The sequence below is a fragment of the Streptomyces sp. B93 genome (assembly GCF_018070565.1).
Taxonomy (GTDB): Bacteria; Actinomycetota; Actinomycetes; order Streptomycetales; family Streptomycetaceae; genus Streptomyces.
The window spans coordinates 96,758-111,008 of record NZ_JAGPXL010000004.1 but is presented as its reverse complement, the minus strand read 5'-3'; the positions used below and the strand labels follow the sequence as shown (position 1 = coordinate 111,008).

Below are 14,251 nucleotides of genomic sequence, written 5' to 3'. Positions count from 1 at the left end.
ACGTCGGTGGCAACATCGGTGCGAAGTGGAGGAGTTGCCTACGATGGGGCGCCCGCAGAAGGAGATCGTGCTGGACGGGTCACCGGCCCGGCTCTTCGCCTACTGGCTTCGCGACCTGCGCGGATCGGCCGGACTCACACTGGACCAGCTGGCCCGTCGCACCGGCTACGGCAGGACCACCGTCAGCGACGCGATGCGGGGCGAGAAGCACCCCACGCGACCGGTCACGCTGGCGATCGTCGGTGCCTGTGGGGGCGATGTGCGGCGGTGGGGCGAGTACTGGGCACAGGTGCGCCGGGCCCTGGACCCGGACTGTCCGGACGGCCCGGCAGGCGTCACTCCGCCGCCCTGGGACGATCCGGCGGACCGCATGACCGGGACGCACGCCGAGCGGTGTCCGGCGGGCTGCGCCCGCGCCGAGCCGCACGGCTGGTACACGGAGTCCGTCTCCACCGTGCTGAGGCTGGACACCCCGGCTCCCGAGGCGTGGGAGCGGCGGATCGTGGTCGCGACCTGCGACGGCCTGGCCCGGATTCCGGTCGGCGTCAGCGTGCCCCGGCGCCCCGGTGACGACACGGCCGGGCACGGGCTGGAGATCTCCCTCGTCAGGGGAGGACGGCTGGCGGACGGCGGGCCGCAGTACGAGAGCTACTTCGAGCGATTCCTCGTGCTGCCCACGCCCCTCAAGGCCGGCACCCGGCATGTGTACGAACTCAAGCTGCGCATCCCGCCGGCCCAGCCGATGGCACCGCACTTCGTCCATGTACCGCTGACGCCGAGCCAGCACTTCCGGCTGCGGGTCGGCTTCGACCGGGCGAGTCCGCCGCGCACGGTGTGGCGACTGGCCGGTGTGCCCACCGCAGTGATCTACCAGCGGGACCCGGGCACACCGGTCCTGCTCCCGGACGAACGGGGTCTGGTGGAGACCGAGTTCGGGGACATGAAGGTGGGCTACGGCTACGGGCTCAGCTGGCTGGAGGCGGCCACCGGAGGGTAGTCCGCCACAGTCGAGCGGAGTTTGGCACGGACCGCCTCGGCGTCGGGGTGGTGCAGTTCCTCGAACAACGCGAGGGCCTCCTCCCACAGGCTGTTCGCCTCCTCGCCCCGGCCGAGCGCACGGTGCGCGTCCCCGAGGTGTTCCAGGGCGTGGGCCTCGCGGAAGCGGTCGCCCAGGGCCCGGTCGATGGCCAGGGACATCTCGTAATGGCCGACCGCGGTGGTGGGCCGGCCGAGCCCCTGCTCGACGCGGCCCATGCCGAGGAGGATGCCCGCCTGCCCGTCCAGGTGGCCGAGCCCGGTGTAGAGGTCCAGGGCTCGACGGGCGTGTTCGAGGGCGACGATGTGCTCTCCCAGCCGCTCCCACTGCTGCGCCACGGCGGTGAGACCGTCGGCGAGTGCGAGGGGATCTCCGGTGCGCTCCGCCATGGCAAGGGCGAGCCGGGCGTGGGGCAGTGCCCTGCGCGGGGCGCCGTGGGAGTCGTACACCCGGACCAGGGAGAGCCGGACCTCCCGAACGCCCTCCTCGTCGTCGAGGCCGCGGCAGGTGCGCAGTGCCTCGTGCAGTAGTCCGAGTGCCTCGCCCGTGCGACCCAGGCGTGAGAGGGCGTCGGCGAGCCGACGGGTGGCCGTGGCCTGGGCGGCCCGGTCCTCGGCCCGCCCCGCCGCGTCACGGGCCAGCGCGTGAATGGCGGCGCGCTGGGCGCGGCGGCCGGAGCGGCGCAGATGCACCGCACAGGCGTCCGCCAGCCGCCACGCGTACGACTCCAGGCCCGCGGTGGCGGCGGCGAGGGCGATGGAGGCCTGGAGAGAGGGCAGTTCGGCCTCGAACCAGTCGGTCGCCGTGGCGCGGTCGCCGATCGCCGACCGCGTGGCCGTGGGCCGGGGCGGGCCGCCGATGCCCGGTCGCCAGGGCTCCAGGCGGTGGTCGGCCAGGCGCGCGGTGTCCAGGTAGTGACGCAGCAGCCGTTCGGTGCCGTCCCGGCGCTCCTGCCGGGGACCGCCGTCCAGGAGTTCAGCGGCATAGAGCCGGAGCAGGTCGTGCAGGGTGTAGCGGCCCACGGTGTGCTGACGGACGAGATGGGAGGCGGCGAGCGTGTCGAGGACAGCGGTGGGCGGGTCCGCGGCACCGATGAGGCCCGCACACGCCGCGGCGTCGATCTCGGGCCCGGGGTGGCAGGCGAGCAGCCGGAAGAGACGCGCGGCGGGAGCCGGCAGCAGCGCGTAGGAGCAGTGGAAGACGGTCCGCAGGTCGACGTCCGCGTCCTGCACCCCGAAGACGTCCAACGGCCTTCGGGCGCAGCGCAGTTCACGGACGAGCGCGGCGACCGAACCGGCCGGGCCGGCCGCCGTGCGGGCGGCGGCGACGCTCAGCGCGAGCGGTAACCGGGCGCACAGATCGACCAGTTCGTCGGCCTCGCTCGGTTCCAGGGCGAGGCGCTCGGCACCCAGCTGCCGCTCCAGCAGGGCACGTGCGGCATAGCGGGGCAGGACGTCGAGGGCGATACGGAGGGCACCTTCGCGTACGACCAGGCCGTCGAGGCGGTTGCGGCTGGTGACAAGGGCGACGCAGCCGGAGGCGGTGGGCAGCAGCGGCCGGACCTGGTCCGTCGAGCGGGCGTTGTCCAGGACGAGCAGCACCCGACGGCCCACCAGCAGGGTACGCAGCAGCCCGGCTGCCGCGGCGGTGTCGGCCGGGACGGCGGCGGGAGTGACGCCGAGGGCTTGGAGGAAGCCACGCAGCGCCTCTGCGGGGTCCGTGACGGCCCCGTCGCCGAAGCCCCTCAGGTCGACGTAGAGCTGACCGTCCGGGAAACAGTCCTGGGACCGATGCGCCCAGTGCAGGGCGAGCGCGGTCTTGCCGACGCCCGCGGTGCCCTCGACGACGGCGACGGCGGCCCTGGCCGCGGTGGGGTCCCGTAGCCTGTCCAGCCGGACGAGTTCTGCCTCCCGGCCGACGAACGCGGGGTTGCTGAGGGGGAGTTGCCGGGGAACGGCGGAAACGGCGGTGGACCGGTGGCCCCGCGTACGGGTGGCGGCGGGACGCAGCCGCCGGGCGGCGTCGGCCTCGTCCCGCAGGGTGGCGAGCCGGCCCGCCTCGGGCCCTGGGATGCCCAGCTCGGCCATGAGAGCGTCCAGCAGCACGGCGCCGGGCAGGGTGGTCCCGTTGAGATAGGCGTACAGGCTGCTGCTGGAGACGTTGAGCCGCCTGGCGAGTTCACGACGGTCCAGTGCCCTGCCGAGCGTCTTCTCGGCCCGGACGACAGCACGGGCCAGTTCGACCGCCAGGCGCTGTGCCGGCGCGTCCTCGTCCGCGCCGGACGGCCGGGGGAGTTCGTTCGCCACCGTTCCTCCGAGTGGGCGTCCGCGGTTCCGCACCGCGCGGATCCAGACGTTTCCAGTGTGTTCCAGGACGGCGGGCGCTGGACCGATCCGCGTGTTTGCCTGCGGATTCCACGGAGAGGGGATACCGGACCTCGCCCGGCCGCAGGAGGACGACAGCCGTGCAGACCCACTGAGCGCCGACGCCGCGTCAACCCCGGTCCTCCCCTCCCGCCGACGGAGCGTGGAGGGCCGGTCGCGGCGCGGTGGTCAGACGGTGCCGTGCCGTCCGGCACAGCCGAGCACGGTCGCGGCGGCCGTGGCCCAGGGGTGGCGGGACGCCATGGCGGCACGGAGTTCGGCGGCCTCGCGGAAGGCGGCCGGCAGGCTCCGCATGACGGCGTGGATGGACTTCTCCCACAACCGGACATCCGCCTCGAGGTCCCGTGCGGTGGCGGCCACATCCACCACGGCCTGCTGCGCGACCGGCAGCCGCTCCTGTTCGAGCAACAGCACACCGAGACCGCTGCGCCCGCTCACCAGCACGGGCACGCCCGCTGCGATCGCCTCCAGACCGACCAGACCGAACGCCTCCGCGCGGGACGGCATGAGGACCAGACTCGACCTCGCCACGTCCTCCATGACGTGCCGGGGATCCGCCGAGAACGGGCGGAGCGTCACATCCACCGCGGGAGTGCCGATCCACTCCTCCACCTGCGCTTTCAGCTCCCGGGACTTCTGGTCGGGCACCCCGCGGATCAGCAGTTCCCATGAGCCGTACCCCGCCCTCTGCGGTACCGCCGCGCCCAGCGCCCGACAGGCGATGTCGAGCCCTTTGAGCGGGGCGTCCTCCAGCCGGCCCATCATCAGGATCTGCGGGATCTCGTCGGGGCCGGGAGGCAGGGCGGCGGGCCGGCCGTCGAAGCCGGGGTCGACGCGCAACAGGGGGGCCAGATCCCGTGTGCGCAGATGGCGCCGCATGCTCCTCGCCAGCCGAGGACCGACCGCCACCGACCGCAGGGCGCCCTCGCAGAGTTCGAGCTCCCGCTCGGTACGTTCCTGGGCGCGGACCGCCAAGTCGGTCTCCACGTGGGGTTTCTGGGCTTCCGCGCGGTCCGGTTCCACGTGCAGGAAGTGCAGCCGTCCGGCGTCGGGGAAGTGCTCCTCCACCTGCGCCCGGGCGGCCTGCCCCATGTCCCTGCCGTGGCCGATGACGAGGTCGGGCTCGAACCCGTCGGTGAGCGGGGGCCGCAGGAACAGGGATTCCTTGCCCGGGAGGCCCGGCCGGGCGGCGTCGATGAGCCGCACGTCATGTTCGGTCGCGTCCGCCCGCTCCGCCGGAGTGGAGGACACCAGCAGGACACGGACGTCCGCGCCGGCCTGGGCGAGCGCGATGCACAGCCCGCGGTTGAAGGCGCTGAGGCCACCGTGCGCGGGGAACCACTCGTCGACGACGGCCAGTACCCGAGACCGTCCTGCCGCCCCGGGGCTTCGCTCCGGTGCTGGTGCTGGTGCTGGTGCTGGTGCTGGTGCCGGTGCCGGCTGCTTCACCGGCCCGGCCAGTTCCCGGAGTGCGAGGAGGTCGTCCAGCCGCTGGAGGAACGACGAACTGAACCGCCGGTCCCTCAGCAGCGGGTCATGGCTGTCGAGACCCGAGTCCTCCAGGGCATGCCGGGCGTTCTCCTCGAGCACCTCCACCACCCGCCGGGTGTAGCGGAGTTCGCTCTCGGGGTCCGGCAGCTTGTGGTGCGCCGGCCCCCAGTACGGAAGCCGCACCGTGGCGAGCGCCCCGTCCCGGCCCGCGGCCCTCTCCCCACCCAGCCATTGGTGCGTCGCCCACTGATGACGCAGGGCGGTCATGTGCATCAAGTAGCGCACGAAGTACGGCATTTCCGAACGATGGTCCTCGGACCATGCCCAGGACCCGAGCCGTGAGTCCGCGCCTACCCGCCCCAGCATGCGCAACAGCCGTTCCCGCTCCGATGCGTCCCCGCCCTCCGGTTCCGACAGATCGACGTCCCCGGGCGTTCCCTCCGGGAGCTTCCCCAACTCCACCGTGACCGCGCCCAGATGACACGCCGGGATCGGTCCCGTGATCGTCCTCGCCCGCTCCCGCAACCCGGCCCATTCCCGGTCCGGTCCGGCGCCGAGCAGGAACGACATGTTGAGGATCTCCTGGTGCCGGCGGAGGATCGCCTGGTCGAGCCGGTCGGCGGACTGCGCGCCTGCCACCACGACCGAGCCGTGTGCGGAAGGGGCGGGGCGGACGTCTCGCACCTGGACCGGTGACGCGGCGTACAACTCCGTATGGGCGTCCTGGAGTTGACGGAAGCGCTGCCACATCGCCCGCAGGGACGCGACTCCCTCCTCGACGTGGTTGCCGTCCAGCGGGACGAAGACGTGCACCACCACTTCCTGCTCCGTGACCTCGTGCTCCGTCGTTCTTCCTTCGGCCACGTGCCGGTACACCCCCGCTTCGCGTCGCCGCTCCCGGCGATCCCGCTAGAGTTGAGGTCATGCAGTCTAGGGCGGATTCTCCCGGAACGGACATGGATGCCGCGTTGCTCGCGCGGGCCGTCGAGTTGCTCGACGACGTCCCGGCCTGGCGGCTTCCTCCGGCCGCGTGGTCACGTCCCGCCGCCGCGGTCGAGGCGCTCGCCGCGGCGTACGACGCCGGGGACGGCGGCGCGCTCGAAGCCGCTGTCGCCCGGCTCGAAGTCCTCAGTCCGAACCGGGTGGGCCGGATCACCGACCCGGCCGACGTCCCGCCGCCGGAGCCCCTGCGGGAGCGGGTGACGGCCCTGGTGCACATCCTGGACGAGCCGGGCGGGGACACGGCGGGAGAAGCCGACGGCCAGGACGACCGACGCTGACGCGGGACCGCCCGCGACGTCGGTGCGGATGTCCCCCTTCGGCCGGCTGCGGCTCGCCCTGGCGCTCCGGCGTGCCCGCCGGGCGACCGTCGACAGCCGCTTCCCACGCCGTGTGGACCGGGCCGTCGGCTCACTGGAGGCCGTCCTCGGGTCCGCAGGGCGGGAAGACCGCGTCGCGCTGCTGGAGGGGATCGCGGCCCTGCACGCCGAGTCGGCCCGCCGCCACGGGGACGCGGCGGCGGCGATGCGATCGGTGGAGGCACTGCGCCGGGCCCTGACCGACGCGGGACCGGACGAGGCGCTGATCCTCGCCCAACTCGCCGAGGCGCGAGCCGCACTGCATGCGATGACGGGCGACACCGGGATGCTGCGTGCGGCCGTGGACGCCGCGCGCCTGGCGGTCGACCGGGCACCGGACGACCCGCTGTCCCGGATCATGGTCCTGTCGTCGGTGGCCCTCCTGCTGCTGCGGGCGGGGTCCGACCTCGCGGATCCCGAGCTGTTCGAGGAAGCGGTCGCAGCGGTCGAGAACTCACTCGCGGCGGGCGGCGGTTCACTCCTGCACCTGGCCCAGGCCCACCGGCTGCGGTACGAGTACGACGGCGAAGCCGAGACACTCGCGCGCGCCGAGACGGCGGCCCGGGATGCCGTGGCACAGTGCGAGGAAGCGGGGCTCGACGCCGCCGACGCCTACGCCGAACTCGCCCAGGTCCTTCGCTACCGCTCCGACCTCAGCGACGGTCCACGTCTCGCCCGCGAGGCCGCTGCCGCGGCGCGTGAGGCGCTCGACCGGACGGCCGACAGCGACGACGAACGCCCCAAACGCGCCGGCCTGTTGGCAGGCGCCCTGACCGAGTGTCACTACGCCGGGGACCCGCAGGCACTGGCCGAGGCGGTCGCGGTCGTCCGCGCTGCCACGGCCACGGGGACGCCGCGATCGCGGACAGCGGTGTCCGGCGGCCGGGCCGACGCTCCCGGGGCGAGAGGCCGCTCGTCCGTACCCCAGGCGGACTCCAGCCCGGGGGCCGCCCGCTCCGACGTCTGGCAGATCGCCGCCGCGGTGTTGTGCGCCTGGGCCGACCACCACGAGGACGCCGACGTGGCCGAGGAGGCCGAGCAGATGGCGAGGACCGCGCTGGTCCTGGCCGGGGACGACCCGCAGCGGCGGGCCGACGCCCTCGACGCCCTCGCCGACGTCCTGCGCTGCCGCCATCTGCTGACCGGCGACACCGGGTTGCTGGACCAGGCGGTCGAGTACGGCGAGTCGGCCGCCCCCGTCGAGGCCGGTCCGCCCGGCGACCGGGCCCGGCGCGTCGGCAACCTCGGAGTCCTCCTCGTCCTGCGGTACGAGGTCAGCGGCGCGCCCGCCGACCTCGACGCGGCGATCGACCGGTACACCGAGGCCCTCGCCCTGCTGGGCGACGACCACCCCGACGCCAGACTCCACCTCAACAACCTGGGCTCCGCCCTCGCCGCCCGCACCCGGCTGCACGGCGCCGACGACGAACTGGACGCAGCGATCGCCGCCGGCCGGGCCGCCGCACGCGGCGACGGTCCGGCCCACCAGCGGGTGCAGCGGCTGAGCAACCTGGGCGGGGCACTGTACGCGCGCTTCGAGCGCGACGGCCGCCTCGACGACCTCGACGAGGACATCGACCTACAGCGCGAGGCGCTGCGGCTGGCCCCGCCGGGCCACCCCGAGCGCCCCGGTCTGCTCAGCAACCTCGCCACCGCCCTCACCGAACGCCACGAGACGCTCGGCGTCCGCGACGACCTGTCCGAGGCGCTCGCGCTCCTGGAGGAGGCGATGACGGCCGGGCCCGCGCCCCGGCGGCTGGCGACCGTCGCGGGCGCCCACGGTCTGGCGCTGAGCGCGCTGCACCGGGCCACCGGCGACCGGGACGTGCTGGAGCGGGCCCTCGTCAGCCTGCGCACCGCGGTGAAGGCCACCGCGCCCACCGATCCGCATCTGCCGCTCCAGCTCGCCAATCTGGCCGCGTCGCTGCGTGAGGAGTCGGCGCATCGCGCGGCGGCGTCCACGGAGGCCGTCGAAGCGGCGCGCGGTGCCCTGGCCGCCCTCGCCGAGGGCCGGGCCGCCACCGCGGTCCGCGGGAGCCTGCTCCTCGCCCTGGCCGCCCGGTCCGGCGATGGAGACCTGGACGAGGCGGTGGCGCTGGCCCGCCGGGTGGTCGCCGACACCCCACCGGACGATCCCGACCTGAGCCGCTCGCTGAGCAACCTCGCCTACGTACTGAACCTGCGGTACGAGTCCACCGGAGCGACGGACGACCGGGCAAAAGCCGTCGGCGTTCTGCGGTCGGCCGCCCGGACAGGGACCGGCGCTGCCGACGTCCGCCTGCACGCGGCCCGTGACTGGGGCAGGCTCGCGGCGCTGGCGGGCGATGCGGCAGCCGCGGCGCAGGCGTTCGCGCTCGGAGTGGAGCTGCTGCCGGTGGCCACGCCCCGCCGGCTGGAGCGCCCCGACGCCCAGCGGAGGCTCGCCGAGGCCGCGGGACTCGCGAGCGACGCGGCCGCGATGTCGTTGGCCTGTGGGGATCCCGAGCGGGCGCTGAGTCTGCTGGAACTCGGCCGCGGGGTGCTCCTCAACCGCCGGTCGGGAATCCGCGCCGACCTCGCGGGCCTCCACGACGCCGACCCCGAGCTGGCCCGGCGCTTCGGGGAACTGCGCGACGCGCTCGACCGGCTGGACCGTCCTTCGCGGCAACCGCCGGGCATCCCGCCGCAGGCGGAGGTGAACGGCCGGGAGCGCGAACGCCGCCGTGATCTGGAGGCCGAGCTGGACGTCGTCGTTCGCGCCGTCCAGGCGCTGCCCGGTCAGGCGGGCTTCCAGCTCCCGCCGTCGGTGGAGTCGCTGCTCGCCGAGGCGGCGCACGGACCGATCGTCGTGGTGAACGTCAGCGAGTACCGTTGCGACGCGCTGCTGCTCACCGTCGAAGGGCTGCGGCAGGTTCCTCTGGACGGCCTGGACGCGCACGAGCTGGAGCGGGCGGCGGAGGACTTCCATACGGACGTCGTCACCGCACTGGACCCCCGGGCCGCCCAGGCAGACGTCGACGCGGCCAACGCGCGCGTCACCGCGACGCTCGACCTGCTGTGGCGGGAGGTGGCCGCTCCGGTCCTCGCCGAGTTGCGGGTGACGGGTCCGGACGCCCGCGTGTGGTGGGTGCCGACCCAGGCGCTGTGCCGGTTGCCGTTGCACGCGGCGACGGCGGCCCGGGAGGCATCGAAGTCGCCGGTGGACGGCGCGCCCCCGGAGTCGCTGGTGGACCGCACGGTGTCCTCGTACACGCCGACGATCACCACCCTGCACCACGCGCGGGCCCGCGGCGCGGCGCCCGAACGCGCGATGGCGGCCGTCGTGTACGCGAGCGCGCACCGGCGGGGACTGCCGGAGCTGCCCGCCGCGCGCCGCGAGGTCCGGGCGGCGGCGGACCGTTTCGGTGTCGAACCGCTGGACCTCGTCGTATGCGAGCGCGCCGTCCTCATCGAAGCGCTGAGCACCTGCACCCATCTGCATCTGGCGCTGCACGCGGTGGCGGACCGCGACGACCCGGGCAACAGCCGGTTCCTGCTGCCCGACCTCGATCTGACGTTCGCGGAGATCGCCGCGCGCCGAGGCGGCTGGGGCCGTCTCGCATACCTCTCGGCGTGCGAGACGGCGCAGACGCCCCGCCACCTCGCGGACGAGGCGATCCACCTCACCGCCGCGTTCCTGCTCGTCGGGTTCTCCGGGGTGGTCGGCACACTCTGGCGGGTCCCGGACGCCGTCGCGGAGGCGACGGCCCGCGACTTCTACGATGCCCTGGACGACGCCCGTGACGAACCGGCCGTCGCGCTGGCCCGCACCGCGCGACTCGCCCGCGTCCACTACGGCGACGCCCCCGCCGCGTGGGCGGCCCACCACCACGTCGGCATCTGAGGCGTCTGAGAACCCCGGGACGTCCGGAGTCATGCTGAACGCCATTCCCTCCGCCGGGACATTCGAGGTTCTCCGCGAACCCTTGCAAGGGCGCGGGACGAGGCCCGATCCTGATCGGGATACCGTACGGGCATCGCGGATATCCGTACGATATAGCGAACGCACATGGAAGTGAGAGGGGAGAACGTGAGCGTCTCCGAGGGTTCGGTGCGAGGCATGCTGGCCGTCAATCTCCGCCGCGTACGGACCGAGCGGGGGCTGTCGATCTCCGAACTGTCCCGGCGCTCGAAGATCGGCAAGGCGACGCTGTCGCAGTTGGAGTCGGGATCCGGCAACCCGACGATCGAGACGGTGTTCAGCCTTTCCCGGGTACTCGAGGTGCCGATCTCCGACCTGCTGGACGCCCGGCCCGCCAGCGGGCTCACGGTGGTGCGCGCCAAGGAGGCCGAGGTACTCAGCGGCGAGGGCGTGGACCTGCGCCCCCTCCGTCGGATCGAGTCCGGCGACACCGCCTTCGAGGTCTTCGACCAGGAGGTACGGGCAGGCTGCCGACAGGAGTCCCTCGGACATGTGGGGACCGAGCACACCATCGTGCAGGCCGGTCGGCTGCATGTGCAGGTGGAGGGGCACGACGTCGAACTGGGCCCCGGCGACTACGTCGGCTTCGACGCCTCCCTCCCGCACAGCTACGCCGCTCCCGGCGAGGCCGTCCGCTCGGTGCTGCTGCTCCAGTACCGGGCGGACCAGCGCCTGCACCTGTCGGACACGGCTCCCGGCACCCCTTCCTCGCCGGAGGGCTGACACCGCTGCGGCGGCGATCGAGAAGCGTCGCAGGGGGCCGAGGCCATACCGGCGTGGCCTGACCGTTGACACGTCCTGAATGGCGTCGTACGTTTCCTGGCGTTCGGTTTAACGAACAAGGAGGGTTCGGTGTACGGAACGCGAGTCGTCGTGCTGGGCGCCGGGATCGTCGGTGCCGCCTGCGCTCGCGAGCTGGCCCTGGCCGGACTCGAGGTGACCGTCGTCGACCGCGGCGCGCCCGCATCGCAGACCACGGCGCACTGCGAGGGCAATGTCCTCGTCTCCGACAAGGGACCGGGCCCGGAACTGGAACTCGCCCAAATCTCCCGGGCGTTGTGGCCCGAGGTACTCGCCCGGATCGCCGAACGGTCCCCGCACGCGGCGCGGGCCGTGGAGTGGGACCCCAAGGGCGGCATCGTCGTCGCCACGACCGACGCCGGGGCCCGGGAGCTGACCCGTTTCGCCGCCGACCAGCGCGCGGCGGGAGTGCGCGCCGAGGTGATGGACGCCGACGACCTCGCCAAGGCGGAGCCGTACGTCACCCGGGAGCACACCACGGCCCTGCTCTACCCGGAGGACGCCCAGGTACAGCCCGCCGGAGCGGCCGCCGCGCTGTTCGGCGACGCGCTCGCGGCGGGCGCGCGGCTGCGGACGGGCTGCGAGGTGCTCGGCGCGGTCGTCCGCGGAGGCCGGATCACCGCCGTCCGTACCTCGACCGGCCTGGTGGAGGCCGACTGGTTCATCGACGCCGCGGGCCCCTGGGCCGGTGAACTCTCCGCCCGCCTCGGCGCTCCGGTGGACGTGCGGCCCCGGCGCGGCGACATCCTGGTGACGACACCGCTGCCGCCGACGGTCTTCCACAAGGTCTACGACGCGGACTACGTGGGTGCGGTCGGCAGCAGTGCCGAGGATCTGCAGACCTCCGCGGTCGTGGAGTCCACCCGCGGCGGCAGCGTGCTGATCGGCTCCTCGCGTCGCCGGGTCGGCTTCGACGACCGGCTGCGCCCCGAGGTGCTGTCCGCCGTCGCCGCGAAGGCGCTGCGGCTGTTCCCGACGCTGGCCGACGTACCGGTGATGCGGGCGTACGGCGGATTCCGGCCGTACGTCCCCGACCATGTGCCGGTCATCGGTGCCGACCCGCGGCTGGCGGGCCTCTGGCACGCGGGCGGTCACGAGGGCGCCGGGATCGGTCTGTCGGTGGGCACCGCGCGGCTGCTGCGGAACCTGATGCTCGGCGAGCCGACGGTCATGGACGCCACCCCGTTCCGGGTGGACCGTCCGGCCGTGCTCGGTGAGGGCGCACATCCCGTGAGTGAGGAGACGGCATGAGCCCCAGACGCGTCCGCGCCGAGTCCGACGCCGTCGGGCGGCGGGACCGGCCGCTGCGGATCACCGTCGACGGCGAACCCGTAGACGGCATCACGGGCCAGACCATCGCGGGCGTCCTGCTCGCCGCCGACCGCCTGGCCTGGCGTCGGGGTCGCTCCGGCGCTCCCCGCGGGGTGTTCTGCGGGATCGGTGTCTGCTTCGACTGTCTGGTGACCGTGGGCGACGAGCGCGACGTACGCGCCTGCCGCCGACGGGCGCGCGACGGCGACATGGTGACCACGCAGAGCCGTGGGCCGACGCCGGACCTGCCGGGAGAGGCGGAGCCGGAGCCGGAGGCCTCGCCGGAGCCGAGAACCGCGCCCGCCCCCGAAACCCTGCCCGAGTCCGAAGCGGTGCCCGAGTCCGAAGCGGTGCCCGAGCCGGACCAGGTGACCGGCCGACGCCAGGCACCGGTCGGCCGGGAGACGTCCGATCCATCCGCTACGGAGGAGCGATGACATCCCGCCACGTCGTGGTCGTCGGCGCGGGCCCCGCGGGTCTCGCCGCCGCGGAGGCCGCGCTGGGCGCCGGTGCCCGGGTGACGCTGATCGACTCGGCGGAGCAGCCCGGCGGCCAGTACCACCGGATGCTGCCCGAGGCGTATCACGCCACCCGCCCGGAGGTTCTTCAGCACGGCTGGTCGGCCTTCGACCGGCGCCGTCGGCGGGTGCTGGCCCACCCGCGCTGCGCCTGGTGGCCCGAGGCCTCGGTGTGGGCCCTGGAGCGCCCGGACCCGGAGCACCCCGGCCCGCCGCGCGTCCATGTGCTGCGCGGGCAGGCCGACGGCGGCGGACGGCGCCGTACGACGCTGGACCCCGACGCGCTGGTGCTCGCCGTCGGCGCGCACGACCGTGTACTGCCCTTCCCCGGCTGGGAGTTGCCCGGTGTCTTCACCGCCGGCGCGGCCCAGGCACTCGCCAAGGGGGAGCGGGTCGTGGTCGGCGACCGCGTGGTGGTCGCGGGCACCGGACCGTTCCTGCTCCCGGTGGCCGCCTCGCTGCTGGAGGCAGGGTCCGAGGTGCTGGAGGTGCTGGAGGCCAACACCGCGCGCACCGTGGCCCGCGGCTGGTCGCGACGCCCGTGGCAGCTCGCGGCGCAGGTCGGCAAAGGCGGCGAACTCGCCGAGTACACCGCCGCGCTGGTCCGCCAGCGGGTGCCCTACCGGCTGGGCCGCACCGTGATCGAGGCGCGCGGTGACGGGCGGGTCGAGGAGGTCGTCACCGCACGGCTGCGTACGGACTGGTCGGTGGTGCCGGGCAGTGAGCGCACCGTCGCGGTCGACGCGGTGTGCGTCACGCACGGCTTCAGCCCGCAGCTGGAACTGCCGGTGGCCGCCGGATGCGCCCTGCGCACCACACCGGGCGGCGAGTTCGTGGCCGTCGACGACGACCAGGCCACCAGCTGCCCCGGCGTGTACGCGGCGGGCGAGATCACCGGCATCGCGGGCGCCCCCGCCGCACGGGCGGAGGGCGCGCTCGCTGGATGGCTCGCCGCGGCCGGTGACCCCGGCACCCCCGCTCTGCGTGCGCTGCGCCGCAGCCGCGACCAGGGCCGCGCGTTCGCCGAACGGTTGGCCCGGGCGCACCCGATCGGTGCGGCCTGGCCCGAGTGGCTGCGGCCCACGACCGTCGTCTGCCGCTGCGAGGAGACCGACTACGCCACGCTCCGCCGGGCGGCCGCCGACCGGGCGAGCACCGCGGCCCGGGTCGCCAAGCTGGAGACCCGGGCCGGTCTCGGTCCCTGCCAGGCACGTGTCTGCGGCCCCACGGTCGCCGAGCTGAACGCCCGCCTGTCGGGCGAGCCCGTCGGCCGGCCGGCCGAGGACCTTCCCGCCCCCACACCCCACCGGCGCCCGATCGCCCAGCCCATCCGGCTCGGCGAACTGGCCGCCGCCCCCGAACCGCCCCCCACGGCTCCCGACACCCTCTGACAGCCCGCCCCCTCACCCCAT

Annotated in this window: 9 protein-coding genes; 7 read left to right on the top strand and 2 right to left on the bottom strand. The window is 74.4% G+C overall.

Annotated elements, in window-relative coordinates; translation table 11 throughout:
- Positions 1 to 43 precede the first annotated feature (43 nt).
- Entirely contained in the window at positions 44 to 997 is a 954-nt protein-coding gene (locus KBY47_RS05625; protein ID WP_210919799.1) for a helix-turn-helix transcriptional regulator, read from the top strand.
- Here the strand turns inward: KBY47_RS05625 and KBY47_RS37165 are convergent.
- Positions 958 to 3,342, bottom strand: coding sequence for a tetratricopeptide repeat protein (locus KBY47_RS37165; protein WP_210919798.1), 2,385 nt, complete (start codon positions 3,340 to 3,342; stop codon positions 958 to 960). The two genes, KBY47_RS05625 and KBY47_RS37165, sit on opposite strands and share 40 nt — an antisense overlap.
- A gap of 246 nt (positions 3,343 to 3,588) precedes the next feature.
- On the bottom strand, positions 3,589 to 5,775 hold the full coding sequence (locus KBY47_RS37160) for a CATRA conflict system CASPASE/TPR repeat-associated protein (RefSeq protein WP_210919797.1): 2,187 nt from the start codon (positions 5,773 to 5,775) through the stop codon (positions 3,589 to 3,591).
- Between the two features lie 59 nt (positions 5,776 to 5,834).
- On the opposite strand from KBY47_RS37160, the gene KBY47_RS05610 reads away from it, so the two are divergent.
- The 6 genes from KBY47_RS05610 to KBY47_RS05585 all read left to right on the top strand — a co-directional run bounded on the left by KBY47_RS05610 (position 5,835) and on the right by KBY47_RS05585 (position 14,230).
- The gene (locus KBY47_RS05610) at positions 5,835 to 6,191 is read left to right on the top strand and encodes a CATRA system-associated protein (RefSeq protein WP_210919796.1); all 357 of its coding nucleotides are present in this window, start codon (positions 5,835 to 5,837) and stop codon (positions 6,189 to 6,191) included.
- A gap of 28 nt (positions 6,192 to 6,219) precedes the next feature.
- Positions 6,220 to 10,131: a CHAT domain-containing protein gene (locus KBY47_RS05605; RefSeq protein WP_210919795.1), complete on the top strand. Its 3,912-nt coding sequence runs from the start codon at positions 6,220 to 6,222 to the stop codon at positions 10,129 to 10,131.
- Positions 10,132 to 10,296: 165 nt separating this feature from the next.
- Positions 10,297 to 10,932, top strand: a complete 636-nt coding sequence (locus KBY47_RS05600; protein WP_247694266.1) for a helix-turn-helix domain-containing protein — start codon at positions 10,297 to 10,299, stop codon at positions 10,930 to 10,932.
- 129 nt (positions 10,933 to 11,061) lie between these two features.
- The gene (locus KBY47_RS05595; RefSeq protein WP_210919794.1) at positions 11,062 to 12,261 is read left to right on the top strand and encodes an FAD-binding oxidoreductase; all 1,200 of its coding nucleotides are present in this window, start codon (positions 11,062 to 11,064) and stop codon (positions 12,259 to 12,261) included.
- Positions 12,258 to 12,758 carry a (2Fe-2S)-binding protein gene (locus KBY47_RS36310; RefSeq protein ID WP_247694265.1) on the top strand — a complete coding sequence of 167 codons (501 nt, stop codon included), beginning with the start codon at positions 12,258 to 12,260 and terminating at the stop codon, positions 12,756 to 12,758. Before KBY47_RS05595 ends, KBY47_RS36310 begins: the two co-directional genes overlap by 4 nt.
- Complete coding sequence (locus KBY47_RS05585) at positions 12,755 to 14,230, top strand: FAD-dependent oxidoreductase (RefSeq protein WP_210919793.1); 1,476 nt, start codon at positions 12,755 to 12,757, stop codon at positions 14,228 to 14,230. Before KBY47_RS36310 ends, KBY47_RS05585 begins: the two co-directional genes overlap by 4 nt.
- Positions 14,231 to 14,251 lie beyond the last annotated feature (21 nt).

Excerpts from the sequence above, each read along its gene's own strand:
- KBY47_RS05625 (WP_210919799.1), top strand. The coding sequence starts at position 44 with ATGGGGCGCCCGCAGAAGGAGATCGTGCTGGACGGGTCACCGGCCCGG.
- KBY47_RS05610 (WP_210919796.1), top strand. The coding sequence starts at position 5,835 with ATGCAGTCTAGGGCGGATTCTCCCGGAACGGACATGGATGCCGCGTTG.
- KBY47_RS05605 (WP_210919795.1), top strand. The coding sequence starts at position 6,220 with ATGTCCCCCTTCGGCCGGCTGCGGCTCGCCCTGGCGCTCCGGCGTGCC.
- KBY47_RS05600 (WP_247694266.1), top strand. The coding sequence starts at position 10,297 with ATGGAAGTGAGAGGGGAGAACGTGAGCGTCTCCGAGGGTTCGGTGCGA.
- KBY47_RS36310 (WP_247694265.1), top strand. The coding sequence starts at position 12,258 with ATGAGCCCCAGACGCGTCCGCGCCGAGTCCGACGCCGTCGGGCGGCGG.
- KBY47_RS05585 (WP_210919793.1), top strand. The coding sequence starts at position 12,755 with ATGACATCCCGCCACGTCGTGGTCGTCGGCGCGGGCCCCGCGGGTCTC.